Raw genomic sequence first — 14,549 nt, forward strand, 5'->3', positions numbered from 1 at the left:
ACCTGGCTCGATGCAGCGATCACCCGCGGCCAGCTGGCGGGTGACTGCCGTCACCTCGCCCGGGAGACTCGCGTGATCACTGTCAACGGAGACAGGAGTCGCCATGGCGAGCACTGCGAGTTCTGCGCAGCCGGTCGATCACGATGTCGTGGTCATCGGTGCCGGCTTCACCGGGATGTACGCGCTGCACACCCTGCGGGACCTGGACGTCGTCTGCTTCGAGGCGGGTGATGGCGTGGGCGGGACCTGGTACTGGAACCGCTATCCCGGCGCCCGGGTCGACATCGAGAGCATGCAGTACTCCTACTCGTTCGACGACGACCTGCAGCAGGAGTGGCGCTGGCCCGAGTACTTCTCTCCACAGGCCGATCTCGAGGCCTACGCCAACCACGTGGCCGACCGGTTCGGGTTGCGGGAGCGGATCCGGTTCTCCACCCGGGTGGACGGTCTGCGGTTCGACGAGGCGACCGACCGTTGGCACGTCTCCGTCGCCGGCGGCGCCCCGGTCACCGCCCGCTCCGTGATCGCCGCGACCGGTGCGCTGAACGCCCGCAACGTCCCTGACTTCCCCGGCTTCGAGCGGTACCAGGGCGAGTGGCACCACACGTCGGCGTGGCCGCGCGACGGCGTCGACTTCACCGGCAAGCGCGTCGGGGTCATCGGCACCGGATCCACCGGCATCCAGTCGATCCCGGTCATCGCCGCGGCGGCCGACCATCTCACCGTGTTCCAGCGGACGCCGGCCTACACCCTGCCCGCGTTCAACCGTCCGTTGGACGAGGCCCACGAGCAGGACTGGAAGACCAACTACCGGCAGCGGCGCGCCGAGATGCGCACCAACACGGCGGCGTCCTACCGGACGTCGGAGGTCAACCACGGCAGCGTGTTCGACCACACCCCCGAGCAGCAACGGGAGATCCTCGAACAGGCCTGGTCGATGCGCAACGGGCTGCTGTTCCTGACCACCTTCACCGACACCATGACCTCACTCGAGGCCAACGAGGTGGTGGCGGAGTTCATCCGGCAGAAGATCCGCGAGACCGTGACCGACCCGGTGGTGGCCGAGCGACTGAGCCCCCGGACCTATCCCGTGGGATCGAAGCGGATCTGCATGGACACCGGCTACTACGAGACGTTCAACCGCCCGAACGTCGAACTGGTGGACCTGCGCGAGACCCCGATCGTGGCGTTCACCGAGCACGGCATCCGCACCGCCGATCGCGACCACGACCTGGACGTGGTCGTGCTGGCCACCGGCTTCGACGGGGTGACCGGCTCGTTCCTACGGCTGGACGTGACCGGGGTGGACGGGATCACCCTGCGCGAGAAGTGGCAGCACCGCGCCACCAACTACCTGGGCCTGATGGTGGCCGGGTTCCCCAACCTGTTCATGATCCACGGCCCCGGGAGTCCCGGCGTGCTGTCCCAGATGATCAGCAGCGGGGAATGGCAGGTCGAGTGGGTCACCCGGCTGATCCGGGAGCTCCGGGAACGCGGGATCAGCCGCATCGACACCACACCCGAGGCCGAGCAGGGCTGGGGCGCCGAGATGGACGAGATGGCCGAGCACACGCTCTACCAGTACGCCGACTCCTGGTACGTCGGCGCGAACATCCCGGGCAAGCCCCGGCAGTTCATGATCTACATCGGCGGGTTCGACCGCTACACCAGCCGATGCGAGCAGGTCGCGCAGGACGGGTACGAGGGATTCGTCCTCACGCCCGCCCGGGCTTCGGTGTGACCGCGGCCAGCAGCTGACCCAGGTACCGGGCGATGGCCCCTGGGCCGGAGGCCGGGGCCACCGCCTCGACCACCGGGTTGTAGTTGGTGTTCGTGTTGACGTCGTACACGACGACGCGGCCGTCGGCGGTCCGGATCAGTTCCACTCCGGCGATCTCGATGCCGGCGCCGGCCAGGAACCGGCGGATCGCCTCGACCGGCAAGCCGGTGACGTCCTCGCGCAGGCTGAACACCTGCTCCCCTGGCGCCGGCGCCCGCAGCGCCCCGGGCGGGGCGATCGGCGCGCCGTCCGGGCCGATCGCACACGCGTCGGCCGGGCACAGCTGGAAGCCGCCGATCACGGTGTCGGCGCGAATCGCGTAGACCAGCTCACCGGCGACGAACTCGAGCCGGGTGATGCTGCCGTCGGCCGACGGTACGTACTCCTGTAGCAGGGTCACGCCGTCCACCGGCTCCTCGAACGCCGCCGACGCCACGTGTACCTCCAGCTCGGCGACCGAGTCGAAACGCTGCACCCCGAGCCCCTTGCCGCCCTGGTTGTGCTTGATCAGGAACGGCTGGCCCGGTCGGGCGGCGGCGAACCGCCGGGCGGCCGGCACCAGGGCGTCAGTGCCGAAGACCGCGGTGGTGACGGGGGTGTCGATCCCGGCCGCGCGCAGCGCGGACAACTGCGCCACCTTGCTCACCTCGAACTCCAGCACGGCCCGGCCGTTCACCGTCCGCCGCCCGGCGGCCTCCAGCCAGGACAGCACCGACCGGGTCTGGTCCTTGGACCCCAGGTGACCGCGGGTGTGGCTGGACGCCGAGAACCGGGACCAGAAGACGCCGTCCGGCGGCGGCTCGGTCAGGTCGAGGCTGCCGCCCACCAGCAGCCACTCCACCACCGGCACGCCCTCGCGCGCGAACGCCGCGGCGAACGGACCGAACCAGTCGGGGTTCTCGTGGATGGCGTAGACCGCGGGACGGTCCGCCCGGGGCAGCTCGCCGGCCGCCCGCTGCTCGATCCCGGTCCCGATCACGCTGCTCATCCGAAGTACCCCTCCACGTCGATCACTCCGCCGGCCTCGTCGAAGTCCCGTTGGACCGCCTCACGCAGCGCGGGGTCGCTCAGCCAGTCCAGCGCGGTCAGGGCCAGGCCCACCGCGGCGTCGCGGGCGGCGGCATCCCCCGCCGGTCCGCCCGCGAACCCGGTGAACTCCCGGGTGTGCAGGGCGACGTCGGGCGGGCCCACCGCGATCATCGGGTGGATGCCCGGGATGCGCTGGCTGATGTTCCCGAAATCGGTGGAGGCGGCCAGGATCTCGGGCACCACCCCGCCGGCCGTCGCGGTCCGGCCCCGGTCGGCCTGGTGCTGCGCCCAGCGGGCGGCCAGCGGGCCGTTGGTCCGGACCGGCAGGGTGAACGGCAACGGATCCCAGGACAGCTCGGCGCGGGTCCCGGTGGCCAGCGCCACCCCGCGGGCGAGATCGGCCAGCCGGTCGGACAGGTCGCGCAGCGTCTCGGGATCGGCCGAGCGGACGTAGTACTCGACCGTGGCCCGCTCGGTGACCACGCTCGGCCGGGTCCCGCCGTCCACCACCACGCCGTGCACCCGGTCGCTGGGCGGCAGGTACTGCCGCAGCAGCCCCACCGCCTGGTAGTTCAGCACCACCGCGTCCAGCGCATTGCGACCCAGGAACGGGCTGGCCGAAGCGTGCGCGGCCACGCCGTGGTACGTCACCCGGAGCTGCCGGCGGCCCAGGAACGGCTGGTCGACCACGTCGTAGCCGAACGGGTGCACCATGATCGCGGCGTCCACGCCGGCGAAGAAGCCGGTGCGCGCCAGCACCTCCTTGCCGGAGTTGCCCTCCTCGGCCGGGGTGCCCAGCAGCAGCACCCGACCGGGGAACCGGGCACCACCCCGCACCGTCGCGACCAGGGCCAGGAACGCCCCCACCACGGACGCGGCGATGATGTTGTGCCCACAGGCGTGCCCCACCCCGGGCAGGGCGTCGTACTCGGCCAGCACGGCGATGGTCGGTCCCGCCGGCACGGCACGGTCCGGGTCCGACGCCCCGTCGTCGACTCCGTGCGCGGTCAGGCCGGCCCGGAAGGCGGTGGCCACGTCGGACCAGCCGACGGTCGGCCGGACACCGTGTCGCCCCAGCAGATCCGCGATCGCGGCCACCGAACCGTGCTCCTGCCAGGCCTCTTCGGGATGCGCGTGGATGCGCCGGCTGAGCGCCACCACGTCGGCGTCGGCCGCGGCCGCGCCGTCCCGCACCAGCTGCGCGGCCGCGGCATCGGCACCGACGAACGGCGAGTGCAGCGGGGTGAACGCCGCCTGCTTGCGCTGGGTGCGGCGCTGCAGCGCTCGCGAGAAGGCCGGGTCGACCGGTCGGGGATGTTCGGCATCCGGCTGCGTCATGCCGGTCCGTTCATCGAGCACCGCTGCGCTCGCGCGGCAGCTGCTCGCCGGCCTCGACCGCGATGGCCAGCCGGTTCTCGGTCGGCGGCAGCGGGCAGGTGGCCAGGTCGGTGTAGGCGCAGGGCAGGTTGGTCGCCCGGTTGAAGTCGAGCCGGACACTCCCGTCCGCGGCCGGCGGGTCCAGCGAGAGCACCCGGTTGGCGGCGTAGGTGGTGACGCCCGAAGTGGCGTCGGTGAACAGGATCATCAGCGAGCCCGGCCGGGAGCCGGGGAACGCGGTGAGCGCCAGCGGCTCGCCCTCGAACTCGAACTCGACCCGTCCCGGGGCGTCGTACACGTGCTCCAGGCCCTCCACCGCCGCGCCGACGGTGGTCGGCCGGGGTGCGTCGAACGGCACGTACCGGGCCGGCACCGCCCAGCGCGGATCCGGGGCGTAGGCCGGAGTGCCGGTGAAGGCCGTCCGCAGGGGGTGGTCGGGATGCCGCGGTCGCAGGATGTCGTGTCCACCGCGCTTGGCCACCTCGAGCACGCTGTCCCGCCAGCCGGCCAGCACGCCGCCGCGCTCGACGATCACCCCGAACCGGTGCTCGCCGGTGACCCGGGCCCCGTCGACGGTGATGGCCTCGCCCTCGTCCAGCACCACGACCGGGCCGTCCGGGCCGGTGGTCCAGGTCCCGGGCGCATCCGGGAACCGCTGCGGCTCGTCGGTCAGCCAGTGCAGGGAGGTGACGGCCAGGAACCCGTGCGGGTCGGCCAGCCGGGTCTCGTGGTCGCGGTGCCAGGCTCGCCACTCAGCAGCGAACGCTGATCGGTCGGCGCCGGGGTCGGTCGGGACGGTCGGTGTGCTGGTCATGGACGCTCCAGAGCGGGATCGGGGACGGCGGATCGGCCGGCCGTGCGAGCGGTCGGGCGGTCGGGCGGTCGGGCGGTCGGGCGAGGTGGGATCGCTCAGCGACAGAGCGCGCTGCAGGTGAGCGCGAGATCGATGTGCCGGCGCGAGACGAGCACGGCCGCCTGATCAGGGCAGGAACCCGGACGACCCACGGTCGACCTCCGATGCACTCCGCCGGATCATCGGCGTCCACGGCTTGCGGAGAGGCTGCCTCCGCCGGGTCGTCACCTGGAGCACCCCGCCCGCACCGGAGGGTTGCCGTCCAGCAAGCCAGGGCTTGACGCTGGATCTCGTGACCGGGGCCGACGATAGCAGCTGACGGGTGACGCGGCCCGGGTGATCCACTGCAGCGTGACCCGCGACGACGCGACAGGAGCCACGATGACCGACATCCCCGCCGCCTCCCAGTCCGCCCAACCCGGTCACGGGGTGCCCGGTCGCGGGGTGTGCGTGGTGACCGGTGGCGGCCGGGGCATCGGCGCGGCCACCTGCCTGCGGCTGGCCCGGGACGGCTGGGACGTCGCCCTGTCCTGGGTCAGGAACCGGGACCGGGCCGAGCAGGTGGCCGCCGACTGCCGGGAGCTGGGTGCGCGCACCGCGGTCGTCGCCGCGGACGTCGCCGTCGAGGCCGACATCATCGCCCTGTTCGCGACGGCCGCCGAGCTCGGGCCGGTCACCGGACTCGTCAACAACGCCGGGATCCTCGGACGGCAGTCGCGGCTGGAGGACTTCGACGCCGACCGGATCGCCCGCACCCTGGCGGTCAACACGTTCGGCGCACTGCTGTGCGCCCGGCAGGCGGTCCGGGCCATGTCCACCCGGTCCGGTGGACCCGGCGGTGCCATCGTCACCGTGTCCTCCCGGGCGGCCGTGCTCGGCGCGCCCGGTGAGTACATCGACTACGCGGCGTCCAAGGCCGCGGTGGACGCGATGACCGTCGGGCTGGCCAGGGAGGTGGCCGCCGACGGCATCCGGGTCAACGCGGTCCGGCCCGCCATCATCCGCACCGAGATCCACGCCCTCGGCGGCGAGCCCGGCCGGGCCGACCGGCTCGGCCCCGCGGTGCCGATGGGTCGGGCCGGGGAGCCCGAGGAGGTGGCGGCGGCCGTCGCCTGGCTGCTGTCGCCGGATGCCTCCTACGTCACCGGCACCTTCGTCGACGTGAGTGGCGGGCGGTGACCGGTGTGTCGTCGAAGGTCAGTGATGTGTCGGTCATCTCGGGTGTGCGGCACGGCACACCGACCGGCGGGTCGGGAGGACCGGTGACCGTGGTACTCACAGGGGTTGACGTCAACATCGGCCGAACGCTGTCGGAACGGCGGCCGTCTCCGTAGACTCCCCCGCGATCTGCGCGCCCGCGCGCGCCGCCGTCCCGGGAGGAATCGCATGTCCCACGCTGCGCACCGGTCGTCCCTCGCCGGCGCGCGATGAAGCACGACGACCACGACGACTTCGCCGTGCTGGTCGGTGCCCGCGGCAGCATCACATCGGTGGAGGCCGGACGCCCGGACGCCGTGCCGGACGGCGTGCTCGAGGCGGCCGGGCGGCTCGCCGCGACCGGGCACGGCGACACCCAGGCCCGGTTCGTCTGGGTCGGTGACGCGGCCTCGGAGCGGTACCTGGTCACCGTCGACGTCCACGGCAGCGGTCCGCGTCGTACCGCGGACGTCTCCGGCCGCCAGGCCTTCCAGTTGCCGTTCGGCATCACCGTCCGCGAACTGGACGTGCTGTCGCTGGTCGCCATCGGCGCCACCAACACCGAGATCGCCGGGCGGCTGTTCCTGAGCACCCGCACGGTGACCACGCACGTCGACCGCATCATGCGCAAACTCGGTGTCTCCCACCGCACCTCAGCCGCGGTCATCGCCGCCGAGGAAGGGTTGATCCGGTTGCCGTTCCCCGGCGGGGAGGACGGCTTCGACGCGCTGCGCCTGGGCCGGCAGCTCAGCGGGCGCGACGCGGCGCCGGGCCCGGCCACCGAGGTGATCAGCTGGCCGCGGCTCACCCGGACGCCCCTGGTGGTCGGGGCGGCCCTGCCGCTGCGCGGGTGGGCCGCCGCGGACGGCATCGAGATGGCCCGGGCCACCCAGCTCGCGGTGGAGGAGATCAACGCCCGCGGCGGCATCGACGGCCGGTTGCTGTCCATGGAGATCATGGACGTCGACATCATGGACGTGGACAGCGTCCGGCGGACGTTCACCGAGCTCACCGAGCGGGACGTCGACGTGATCACGTCCGGCTACGTCCCGTACCAGGACGTCGCCCACGACATCGTGGCCGACAGCGGCATCCCGTACCTGCACGCCGCGACCATGGCCGCCATGGAGCGCCGGGTGCTGGACGACCCGGTCCGGCACGCCCGCATCTTCCAGGTCTGCCCCAGCGACCGGCACTACGCGCCCCGGTTCGTGGAGGAGATGACCGCGCTGCGGGACCGCGGTGAGTGGGTACCCAGCTCGGACCGGCTCGCCGTGGTGATGAGCCCGTGGGCCATGGACCTGCAGGCCAGCCCGACCGACCTGGGCGTGGCCGAGGCCGCCCGGCTGGCCGAGCGGCACGGCTGGGCGCTCGAACTGGTGCAGCCGATGGACCACAGCATCACCACCTGGGCCGGCGTCGCGGAGCGGATCGTGCACAGCGAGCCGGCCGCGGTGATGCTCGGGCACTACCTGGTGGACGGCACCGCGGCGTTCCTGGAGGCGTTCCACCGGGCGCCGTCGGACACGCTGGTCTACTCCATCTACGCGCCCAGCGTGCCGGCCTTCCGCGAGCAACTGGGCGCCCGGGCCGAAGGGCTGCTCTGGGCGACGGTGACCGGTACCTACTCCGATCCGCTGGCCCGGGCCTTCGTGGCCAAGTACACCTCGCGGTTCGGCGTGAAGCCCGGACGGTCGCACGCCGGGATCGCCTACGACCGGGTGCGGCTGGCCGCCAGTGCGTGGTCACAGGTGGCCAACCCGCGCGACCGGGGCGCGGTGGCGATCGAGCTGCGACACAGCGCGGTGCGCGGGGTCAACGGCGCGTACTGGTTCGACAACGACTCACAGACGGCGCTGTCGTACACCAACCGGACCATGGATCCATCGCTGGCCCAGGCGCACCTGGTGTTCCAGATCCAGGACGGCCGGCAGCGCATCCTGAGCCCGACGCCGTACGCGGACACCGTGTTCCGTCCGCAGCCGTGGCTGACCCGGACGGCCGGGACCCGGCTCGCGGCGTCCTGACCGGCGCTCTCCCAGGCGTTACACGGCATACGTAATCTCGACGATCCCCGCGACCCTGCGCCGTTCCTAACCTGCTCCCACACCAGCCGGGACCACCCCGGCTGCGGGACCAGGAAGGGAGGCCCGATGCCACGCCTGCAGGGCAAGACCGCCATCGTCACCGGGGCCGCCCGCGGCATCGGCCGCGGCATCGCGGAGCTCATGGCCACCGAGGGCGCCACCGTCATCGGCGCCGATGTCCTGCCGTTCGAGGGCGACTCCGCGCTGGCGGCGTCGGTGCACCTGGACGTCACCGACGAGCCCGGCTGGACCGCACTGGTCGAGCAGGTCGTCGCCGACCACGGCGCGGTCGACATCCTGGTCAACAACGCGGGTGTCGCGGACTACGACGTCGTGCACGAGACCAGCCTGCAGGCCTGGGAACGGGTCATCGACATCGACCAGACCGGCGTCTTCCTGGGCATGAAGGCGGTCATCCCGTCGATGCAGCGCACCGGCGGCGGCTCCATCGTGAACATCTCGTCGATCGTGGGTGCCGTGGCGGTCCCGGGCATCACCGCCTACCACGCCGCCAAGGGCGCCGTCCGCACGCTGACCAAGAACGCCGCGGTCACGTACGCCACCGACGGCATCCGGGCCAACGCGATCCTGCCCGGCTGGATCCGCACGCCGATGACCGTGGACCAGACCGACGAGGTGAACGCCCGGTACATCGACAACACGCCGATCCCCCGGGCCGGGAATCCGGACGACGTCGCCTGGGCAGCGGTCTATCTCGCCTCGGACGAAGCGTCGTTCGTGACGGGCGTGGACCTGCCGGTCGACGGGGGGTACCTGGCCCGATGAACGGGATCCGCAGCACGCAGCGGTTGCAGGGCAAGGTCGCCGTCGTCACCGGTGCGGCCATGGGGATCGGGCACGCCGTGGTCCGGGCGTTCGCCGACGAGGGTGCCTGGGTGATCGCCGCCGACGTCGCCCCGTTCGGTCGACCCTATCCCCTGGTCGAGCAGCGCCGGCTGGACGTCGGCGACGAGCACGCCTGGGCCGAGCTGGCCGACCACCTCGCGGCCCGCTACGGCCGGGTCGACGTGCTGGCCAACGTGGCCGGGGTCATCGGCTACGACGCCATCGCCGACCTGGACCTGGCCGAGTGGCAGCGCATCATCCGGGTCGACCAGACCGGTGTCTTCCTCGGGATGCGGGCGATGCTGCCCGCGATGCTGGCAGCCGGGTCCGGGTCGATCATCAACTTCTCGTCCGACTGGGGCGTCGTCGGCGGCGTCGGCGTCACCGCCTACAACGCGGCCAAGGGCGCCGTCGGGTCGATGTCACGCAACGCGGCGGTGACGTACGCGGCCCAGGGCGTCCGGGTCAACGCGATGGTGCCCGGATGGATCAGCACCCCGCTCACCGACCGGCAGCCCGCCGACGCCAATGCTCGGGTCATCGGCTCCACGCCGGTCGGCCACGGTGGCAGTCCGTCCGACATCGCGGCCGCATGCGTCTATCTCGCCTCGGACGAGTCCCGCTTCGTCACCGGCACCGACTTCGTCGTCGACGGCGGGTTCCTGGCCACCTGACGGCCACCCACACCGACACCGCCTCGCACGACCGCATCCTGGAAGAGGACATCATGACCCTGCAACTCCCCGACGGGAAGACGCTCGCCGTCAGCATCGGCGCCGACTTCGACGCGCACAGCGTGTGGATGGGCACCTTCGGGCTGTCCAGCCCCAGCTACCTGTCCCGCGGCGAGTTCGGCGCGGAGGTGGGCGTGCCCCGCCTGCTGGAGCTGTTCTCCCGCTACGACATCCGCACCACGTGGTGCACCCCCGCCCACACCATGATCACCTTCACCGACCGGTTCAACTCGATCCTCGAGGGTGGCCACGAGATCGCCGCGCACGGCTGCTGGCACGAGCCGGTGCCGAAGCTGGAGGGTGACGCGGAGCGGCGGCTCATGGAGAAGACGCTGGAGCTGCACCAGAAGTACGTCGGCAAGCGCCCGCGTGGCTACCGCTCCCCCGCCTGGGACTTCACCGAGGAGACCCTGGGCCTGCTCGAGGAGTTCGGGTTCGAGTGGGACTCCTCGCTGATGGGGCGCGATTTCGAGCCCTACCACCCGCGTCCGGTGAACGTCGGCTGGGAGGAGGGCAGCACCTTCGGGCCGGCCAGCCCGATCCTCGAGTTCCCCGTCTCCTGGTTCCTGGACGACTTCCCGGTCGCCGAGTACATCCCCGGTGTGAACCCGGGCCTGGGCTCCAGCGAAGTCATGTTCCAGCGGTTCAAGGACCACTTCGACTACGCCTACCAGCACGTCCCGGGCGGCGTGCTGTCGATCACCGTGCACCCGCAGACCATCGGCCGGGCGCACCACATGCTCGGGTTCGAGCGGCTCATCGACTACATGGCCGGCTTCCCCGGCACCTGGTTCGCACCGCTGTCGGACATCTACGACACCTGGGGCGAGGACTGAGGTCCTCGTACCGGGCCCGACGCCCCATCTCCGTCCTGCGACTCCCCCAGCGCATCTGCCCAGAGAGGCACTGCTCATGAAGCGCACCGTCCGCACCACCGTCGCCGCCGTCGCCGCGGTCTCGGCCCTGACCCTCACCGCGTGCAGCACCGCCAGTTCCCAGCAACAGAGCTCGTCCTCGGCCGCGGCGTCCGGAGGCAGCAGCAGCGCCGCCGCGGCGGCGCAGCCGGAGCCCACCGTCGACGCGGTGAGCGACCTGAAGATCGCGTACTTCTCGGCCGGCAGCAGCAACCAGTACCTTCAGGCCGCGATCGACGAGGCCAAGACCTTCGCCGGCGAGACCGGCGTGCAGCTGGACGTCTTCGACGGCCAGTTCGACGCCCAGGTCCAGTTCGACCAGATGCAGACCGCTCTGACCAGTGGCAAGTACAACACTTTCGTGGTCGAGCCGAACGACGGCAACCTGGTCTGCAACCTGCTGACCCGGGACGCGCCGGCCGCCGGGGTCATGGTCAGCGTGTTCAACCTGCCCATCTGCGGCCGGGCCACCAACCTGGGCGAGGAGACCTGGCAGCCGGGCACCGTCACCTACGTGGGCGGCCAGACGCTGGACGTCTACCAGGCCTGGATGGACCAGATCATCGAGGCCTACCCGGACGGCGGCAAGGTCGCCCTGATCTCCGGTCCCGACCTGAACGCCAACTCCATCTGCTTCTTCGACGCCGCGAAGAAATTGGAGGACAACGGCTTCGAGATCGTCGCCCAGCAGACGACCGACTACACCACCCCACAGGCGTTCCAGGCCGCACAGACCATCGTGCAGGCCAACCCCGACCTGGACATCCTGATGTCCAACTTCTCGGGCATGACCCGCGGGGTGGTGCAGGCCACCGCCGGTACCGACATCGCCGTGCACGACTTCGGCGGCGACCAGTGGGCGCTGGACAACGTGCAGTCGGGTGCGCTGGCCGGCACGATCATCATGCTGCCGCGGCAGGAGACACGGGACGCGCTGCAGGCCGTCGTCGACCTGGTCGAGGGCGAGCAGCCGGAGCGCTTCGTGAACCTGGCCGAGTCCGACGTGCTGCCGAACGGTACCCCGTTCGTCACGCCGGAGAACGTCGGCGAGTACACCGCCGAGTACTGATCCGCACCTCCTGATCCCCCATGACCCCGGGCGGTCGGCCGAGCCACGACCGCTCGCCGACCGCCCGGGCCGTCCCCCCAGTCGTGAGGAGGAGCCGTGGCTCACCCCGCAGATCCGTCCGTCCCGCCTGCCATCCAGTGCGTGGGCGCGTCCAAGAAGTTCGCCGGCAAGTACGCCGTGCACGGCGCCGACCTGGTCGTCGAGCCCGGCACCATCCACGCACTGGTCGGTGAGAACGGTGCCGGCAAGTCGACGCTGCTCGGCATGATCAGCGGCCGGCTGGCCGCCGACGAGGGCGTCATCCGCGTGTTCGGCGACCAGTTGCACTCCTCGAGCCCACGCGACGCCCGCCGGCACGGGCTGGTCGTCGTGTACCAGGAGTTGACCATGGTGCCGGCCTTCACCGCGGCGCAGAACGTCTTCCTGGGTCAGCTCGACTCGCGCGGTGGGATGACCCTGGACCGGGCGATGCGGCAGCGCTACCTCGAGCTGTGCCGGCAGTTCGACGTCGCCATCGACCCCGACGTCCCGGCCCGCGACCTGTCGGTCTCGCAGCAGCAGATCGTCGAGATCATGCGCGGCGTCCAGGCCGACAGCCGGGTGCTGATGCTCGACGAGCCCAGTGCCGCGCTGGCCGAGCACGAGCGGGAGATCCTCTACCGCATCCTGGACCAGCTCAGGGCGGGTGGCACGACCATCGTCTTCGTCAGCCACAACCTGGACGAGGTGCTCCAGCTCTCGGACCACATCACCGTGATGCGGGACAGCCAGGTGGTGGTGTCCGCGCCGCGCAGCGAGTGGACCAAGCAGTCGATCGTGCAGCGCATGGTCGGCAAGGCGGTGGTCATCGAGAAGCGCACCGAGCGGCACCCGCTCGGCGAGGAGTCCATCGCGGTGCGCGACGTGACCTGGCCCGGCGTGCTCGACGGCATCTCGGTGACCGCCCGGGCCGGCGAGATCGTCGGCCTGTGGGGCCTGGTCGGTTCCGGCCGGACCAGCTTCTTCCGATCGCTGTGCGGGCTGGAGCACCGGTCCCGGGGCGAGCTGACCCTGGCCGGCCGACCGGTGCCGTGGCCCCGGTCGATGCGCACCGCGGTCTCCTCCGGGGTGGTCATGGTCCCGGAGAGCCGCCGGCACGCCCTGGTCATGGGCATGGACGCAGTGTCCAACTACTGGCTCGGCCGGCGCAGCCGCACCCGTGGCCTGCTCTCGTTCCGCAAGGAGCGGGGCGACGTCGTGCGCGACTCGGCGTTCTTCGGCTTCAACACCAAGCGGGTCACCGAGGCCGTCCGCACCCTGTCCGGCGGCAATCAGCAGAAGGTGCTGCTGGCCAAGTGGGCCGGCTACCGCCCCAAGGTGTTCCTCATCGACGAGCCCACCCGCGGCATCGATGTCGGTGCCAAGGCCGAGGTGCTGGCGTCACTGGTCAATCTGGCGCGTGAGGGCGCCACCATCATCGTGACCTCTTCCGAACTCGAGGAGGTCCTGGCCATCTGCGACCGGCTCCTCGTGTTCTCGCACGGCCGGGTCGTCCACGAGCTGGACACCCGGGACGGCGACGTGTCGGTCGAGGAGATCGTCAGGTTCGGGTTCGGAGAGAGTGAGGCAGCAGCATGAGCACCACCCCGCAGGGCGGGACGGGCACCGTCCCGCAGACCCCCACGCCGTCGGGACCGGGGGCAACGCCGCGGATGTCGGACGGCGCCGCGACCCGGCCGGGCATCGGTCAGTACGCCACCCGGTACAGCATGGTCGGCGTCCTGGTCGTCCTCATCATCGTCGCGACGATCCTCTACCCGGGCTTCCTGAACCCGGCCAACATCGGCAACATCCTCACCCAGAACTCCGCGGTCGGGATCATCGCCATCGGGATGACCTTCGTGATCATCAGCGGTGGGTTCGACCTGTCCGTCGGCGCCACCTACGCCCTGGGCGCCGTGCTGTTCGCCGGTCTGACCATCCAGACCGGATCCATCGTGGTGGCCGGGATCGGTGCCATCGCGGCGGGTGTCGTCGTCGGCCTGATCAACGGCGTGATCGTCTCCCGGTTGAACGTGAATCCGTTCGTGGCCACCCTGGGCACCTCGTCGGTGGTCAGCGGTATCGCCTACATCTACTCGGACTCCTCGCCGTTCATCGTGAACGACGATCCGCAGTTCCAGGACCTGGCCCTCTCCACCATCGCCGGGGTGCGGCTGCCCATCTGGATCCTGGTCATCGCCTTCATCGTCGCGGCGCTGCTGCTGGCCCGGACCACGTTCGGGCGCAACATCTACGCGGTCGGCGGCAACTACGAGGCGGCCTGGCTGTCCGGCCTGCGGGTGAAGGGCCTCAACGCGAGCGTCTACGTGCTCACCGGGGTGCTGGCCGCGCTGGCCGGGATGATGGACGCCTCCCGGCTCGGCGTCGGCCAGGCTGACGTGGGCGGGTCGATGGCCCTGGACGCGATCGCCATCGTGGTCGTCGGCGGCACCTCGCTGCTCGGCGGTGAGGGCGCGATCTGGCGGTCCGCGGTCGGCCTGCTCATCCTGGCCACGCTCACCAACGTGTTCTACAGCCTCAACGTCTCGCAACACTGGCAGTTGATCGCCAAGGGCTGCATCGTGGTGGCCGCGGTGGCGGTCGACGCGATCATCCGGCACCGCAAGCGCGGCTGACCCACA

Annotated in this window: 12 protein-coding genes and 1 riboswitch; of the genes, 9 read left to right on the forward strand and 3 right to left on the reverse strand. The window is 71.3% G+C overall.

The window, feature by feature from the left end:
* Positions 1-103: 103 nt before the first annotated feature.
* Positions 104-1,741 (forward strand): flavin-containing monooxygenase, encoded by a 1,638-nt coding sequence (locus JL106_RS02275; protein ID WP_205259059.1) that lies wholly within the window; start codon positions 104-106, stop codon positions 1,739-1,741.
* Here JL106_RS02275 and JL106_RS02280 read toward each other — a convergent pair.
* Genes JL106_RS02280 through JL106_RS02290 form a run of 3 tightly spaced genes read right to left on the reverse strand, consistent with a single transcriptional unit; the run spans position 1,716 to position 5,000 of the window.
* The gene (locus JL106_RS02280; protein WP_205259060.1) at positions 1,716-2,768 is read right to left on the reverse strand and encodes an ATP-grasp domain-containing protein; all 1,053 of its coding nucleotides are present in this window, start codon (positions 2,766-2,768) and stop codon (positions 1,716-1,718) included. The two genes, JL106_RS02275 and JL106_RS02280, sit on opposite strands and share 26 nt — an antisense overlap.
* Positions 2,765-4,147 (reverse strand): M20 family metallopeptidase, encoded by a 1,383-nt coding sequence (locus JL106_RS02285; protein WP_205259061.1) that lies wholly within the window; start codon positions 4,145-4,147, stop codon positions 2,765-2,767. The genes JL106_RS02280 and JL106_RS02285 overlap by 4 nt, the downstream gene beginning before the upstream one ends.
* Positions 4,148-4,157: 10 nt before the next feature.
* Positions 4,158-5,000 (reverse strand): DUF1684 domain-containing protein, encoded by an 843-nt coding sequence (locus JL106_RS02290; protein ID WP_205259062.1) that lies wholly within the window; start codon positions 4,998-5,000, stop codon positions 4,158-4,160.
* A 226-nt stretch (positions 5,001-5,226) separates the two neighbouring features.
* A riboswitch (SAM riboswitch) is annotated at positions 5,227-5,337 on the reverse strand.
* An 83-nt stretch (positions 5,338-5,420) separates the two neighbouring features.
* Between JL106_RS02290 and JL106_RS02295 the strand changes: the two genes are divergently transcribed.
* The 8 genes from JL106_RS02295 to JL106_RS02330 all read left to right on the forward strand — a co-directional run bounded on the left by JL106_RS02295 (position 5,421) and on the right by JL106_RS02330 (position 14,543).
* Positions 5,421-6,218, forward strand: a complete 798-nt coding sequence (locus JL106_RS02295) for an SDR family oxidoreductase (protein WP_205259063.1) — start codon at positions 5,421-5,423, stop codon at positions 6,216-6,218.
* Positions 6,219-6,466: 248 nt separating this feature from the next.
* Positions 6,467-8,263, forward strand: coding sequence for an ABC transporter substrate-binding protein (locus JL106_RS02300; protein ID WP_205259064.1), 1,797 nt, complete (start codon positions 6,467-6,469; stop codon positions 8,261-8,263).
* Positions 8,264-8,389: 126 nt separating this feature from the next.
* The gene (locus tag JL106_RS02305; RefSeq protein ID WP_205259065.1) at positions 8,390-9,109 is read left to right on the forward strand and encodes an SDR family NAD(P)-dependent oxidoreductase; all 720 of its coding nucleotides are present in this window, start codon (positions 8,390-8,392) and stop codon (positions 9,107-9,109) included.
* On the forward strand, positions 9,106-9,843 hold the full coding sequence (locus JL106_RS02310; protein ID WP_205259066.1) for an SDR family NAD(P)-dependent oxidoreductase: 738 nt from the start codon (positions 9,106-9,108) through the stop codon (positions 9,841-9,843). Before JL106_RS02305 ends, JL106_RS02310 begins: the two co-directional genes overlap by 4 nt.
* A 53-nt stretch (positions 9,844-9,896) precedes the next feature.
* The gene (locus tag JL106_RS02315) at positions 9,897-10,739 is read left to right on the forward strand and encodes a polysaccharide deacetylase family protein (protein WP_205259067.1); all 843 of its coding nucleotides are present in this window, start codon (positions 9,897-9,899) and stop codon (positions 10,737-10,739) included.
* Positions 10,740-10,815: 76 nt separating this feature from the next.
* A complete protein-coding gene (locus JL106_RS02320; RefSeq protein WP_205259068.1) occupies positions 10,816-11,886 on the forward strand; it encodes a sugar ABC transporter substrate-binding protein in 1,071 nt (356 codons plus the stop codon).
* Between the two features lie 96 nt (positions 11,887-11,982).
* On the forward strand, positions 11,983-13,503 hold the full coding sequence (locus tag JL106_RS02325) for a sugar ABC transporter ATP-binding protein (protein WP_205259069.1): 1,521 nt from the start codon (positions 11,983-11,985) through the stop codon (positions 13,501-13,503).
* Positions 13,500-14,543, forward strand: coding sequence for an ABC transporter permease (locus JL106_RS02330; RefSeq protein ID WP_205259070.1), 1,044 nt, complete (start codon positions 13,500-13,502; stop codon positions 14,541-14,543). The genes JL106_RS02325 and JL106_RS02330 overlap by 4 nt, the downstream gene beginning before the upstream one ends.
* Positions 14,544-14,549: the final 6 nt, after the last annotated feature.

It is taken from the genome of Nakamurella leprariae, assembly GCF_016918035.1.
Lineage (GTDB): Bacteria > Actinomycetota > Actinomycetes > Mycobacteriales > Nakamurellaceae > Nakamurella > Nakamurella leprariae.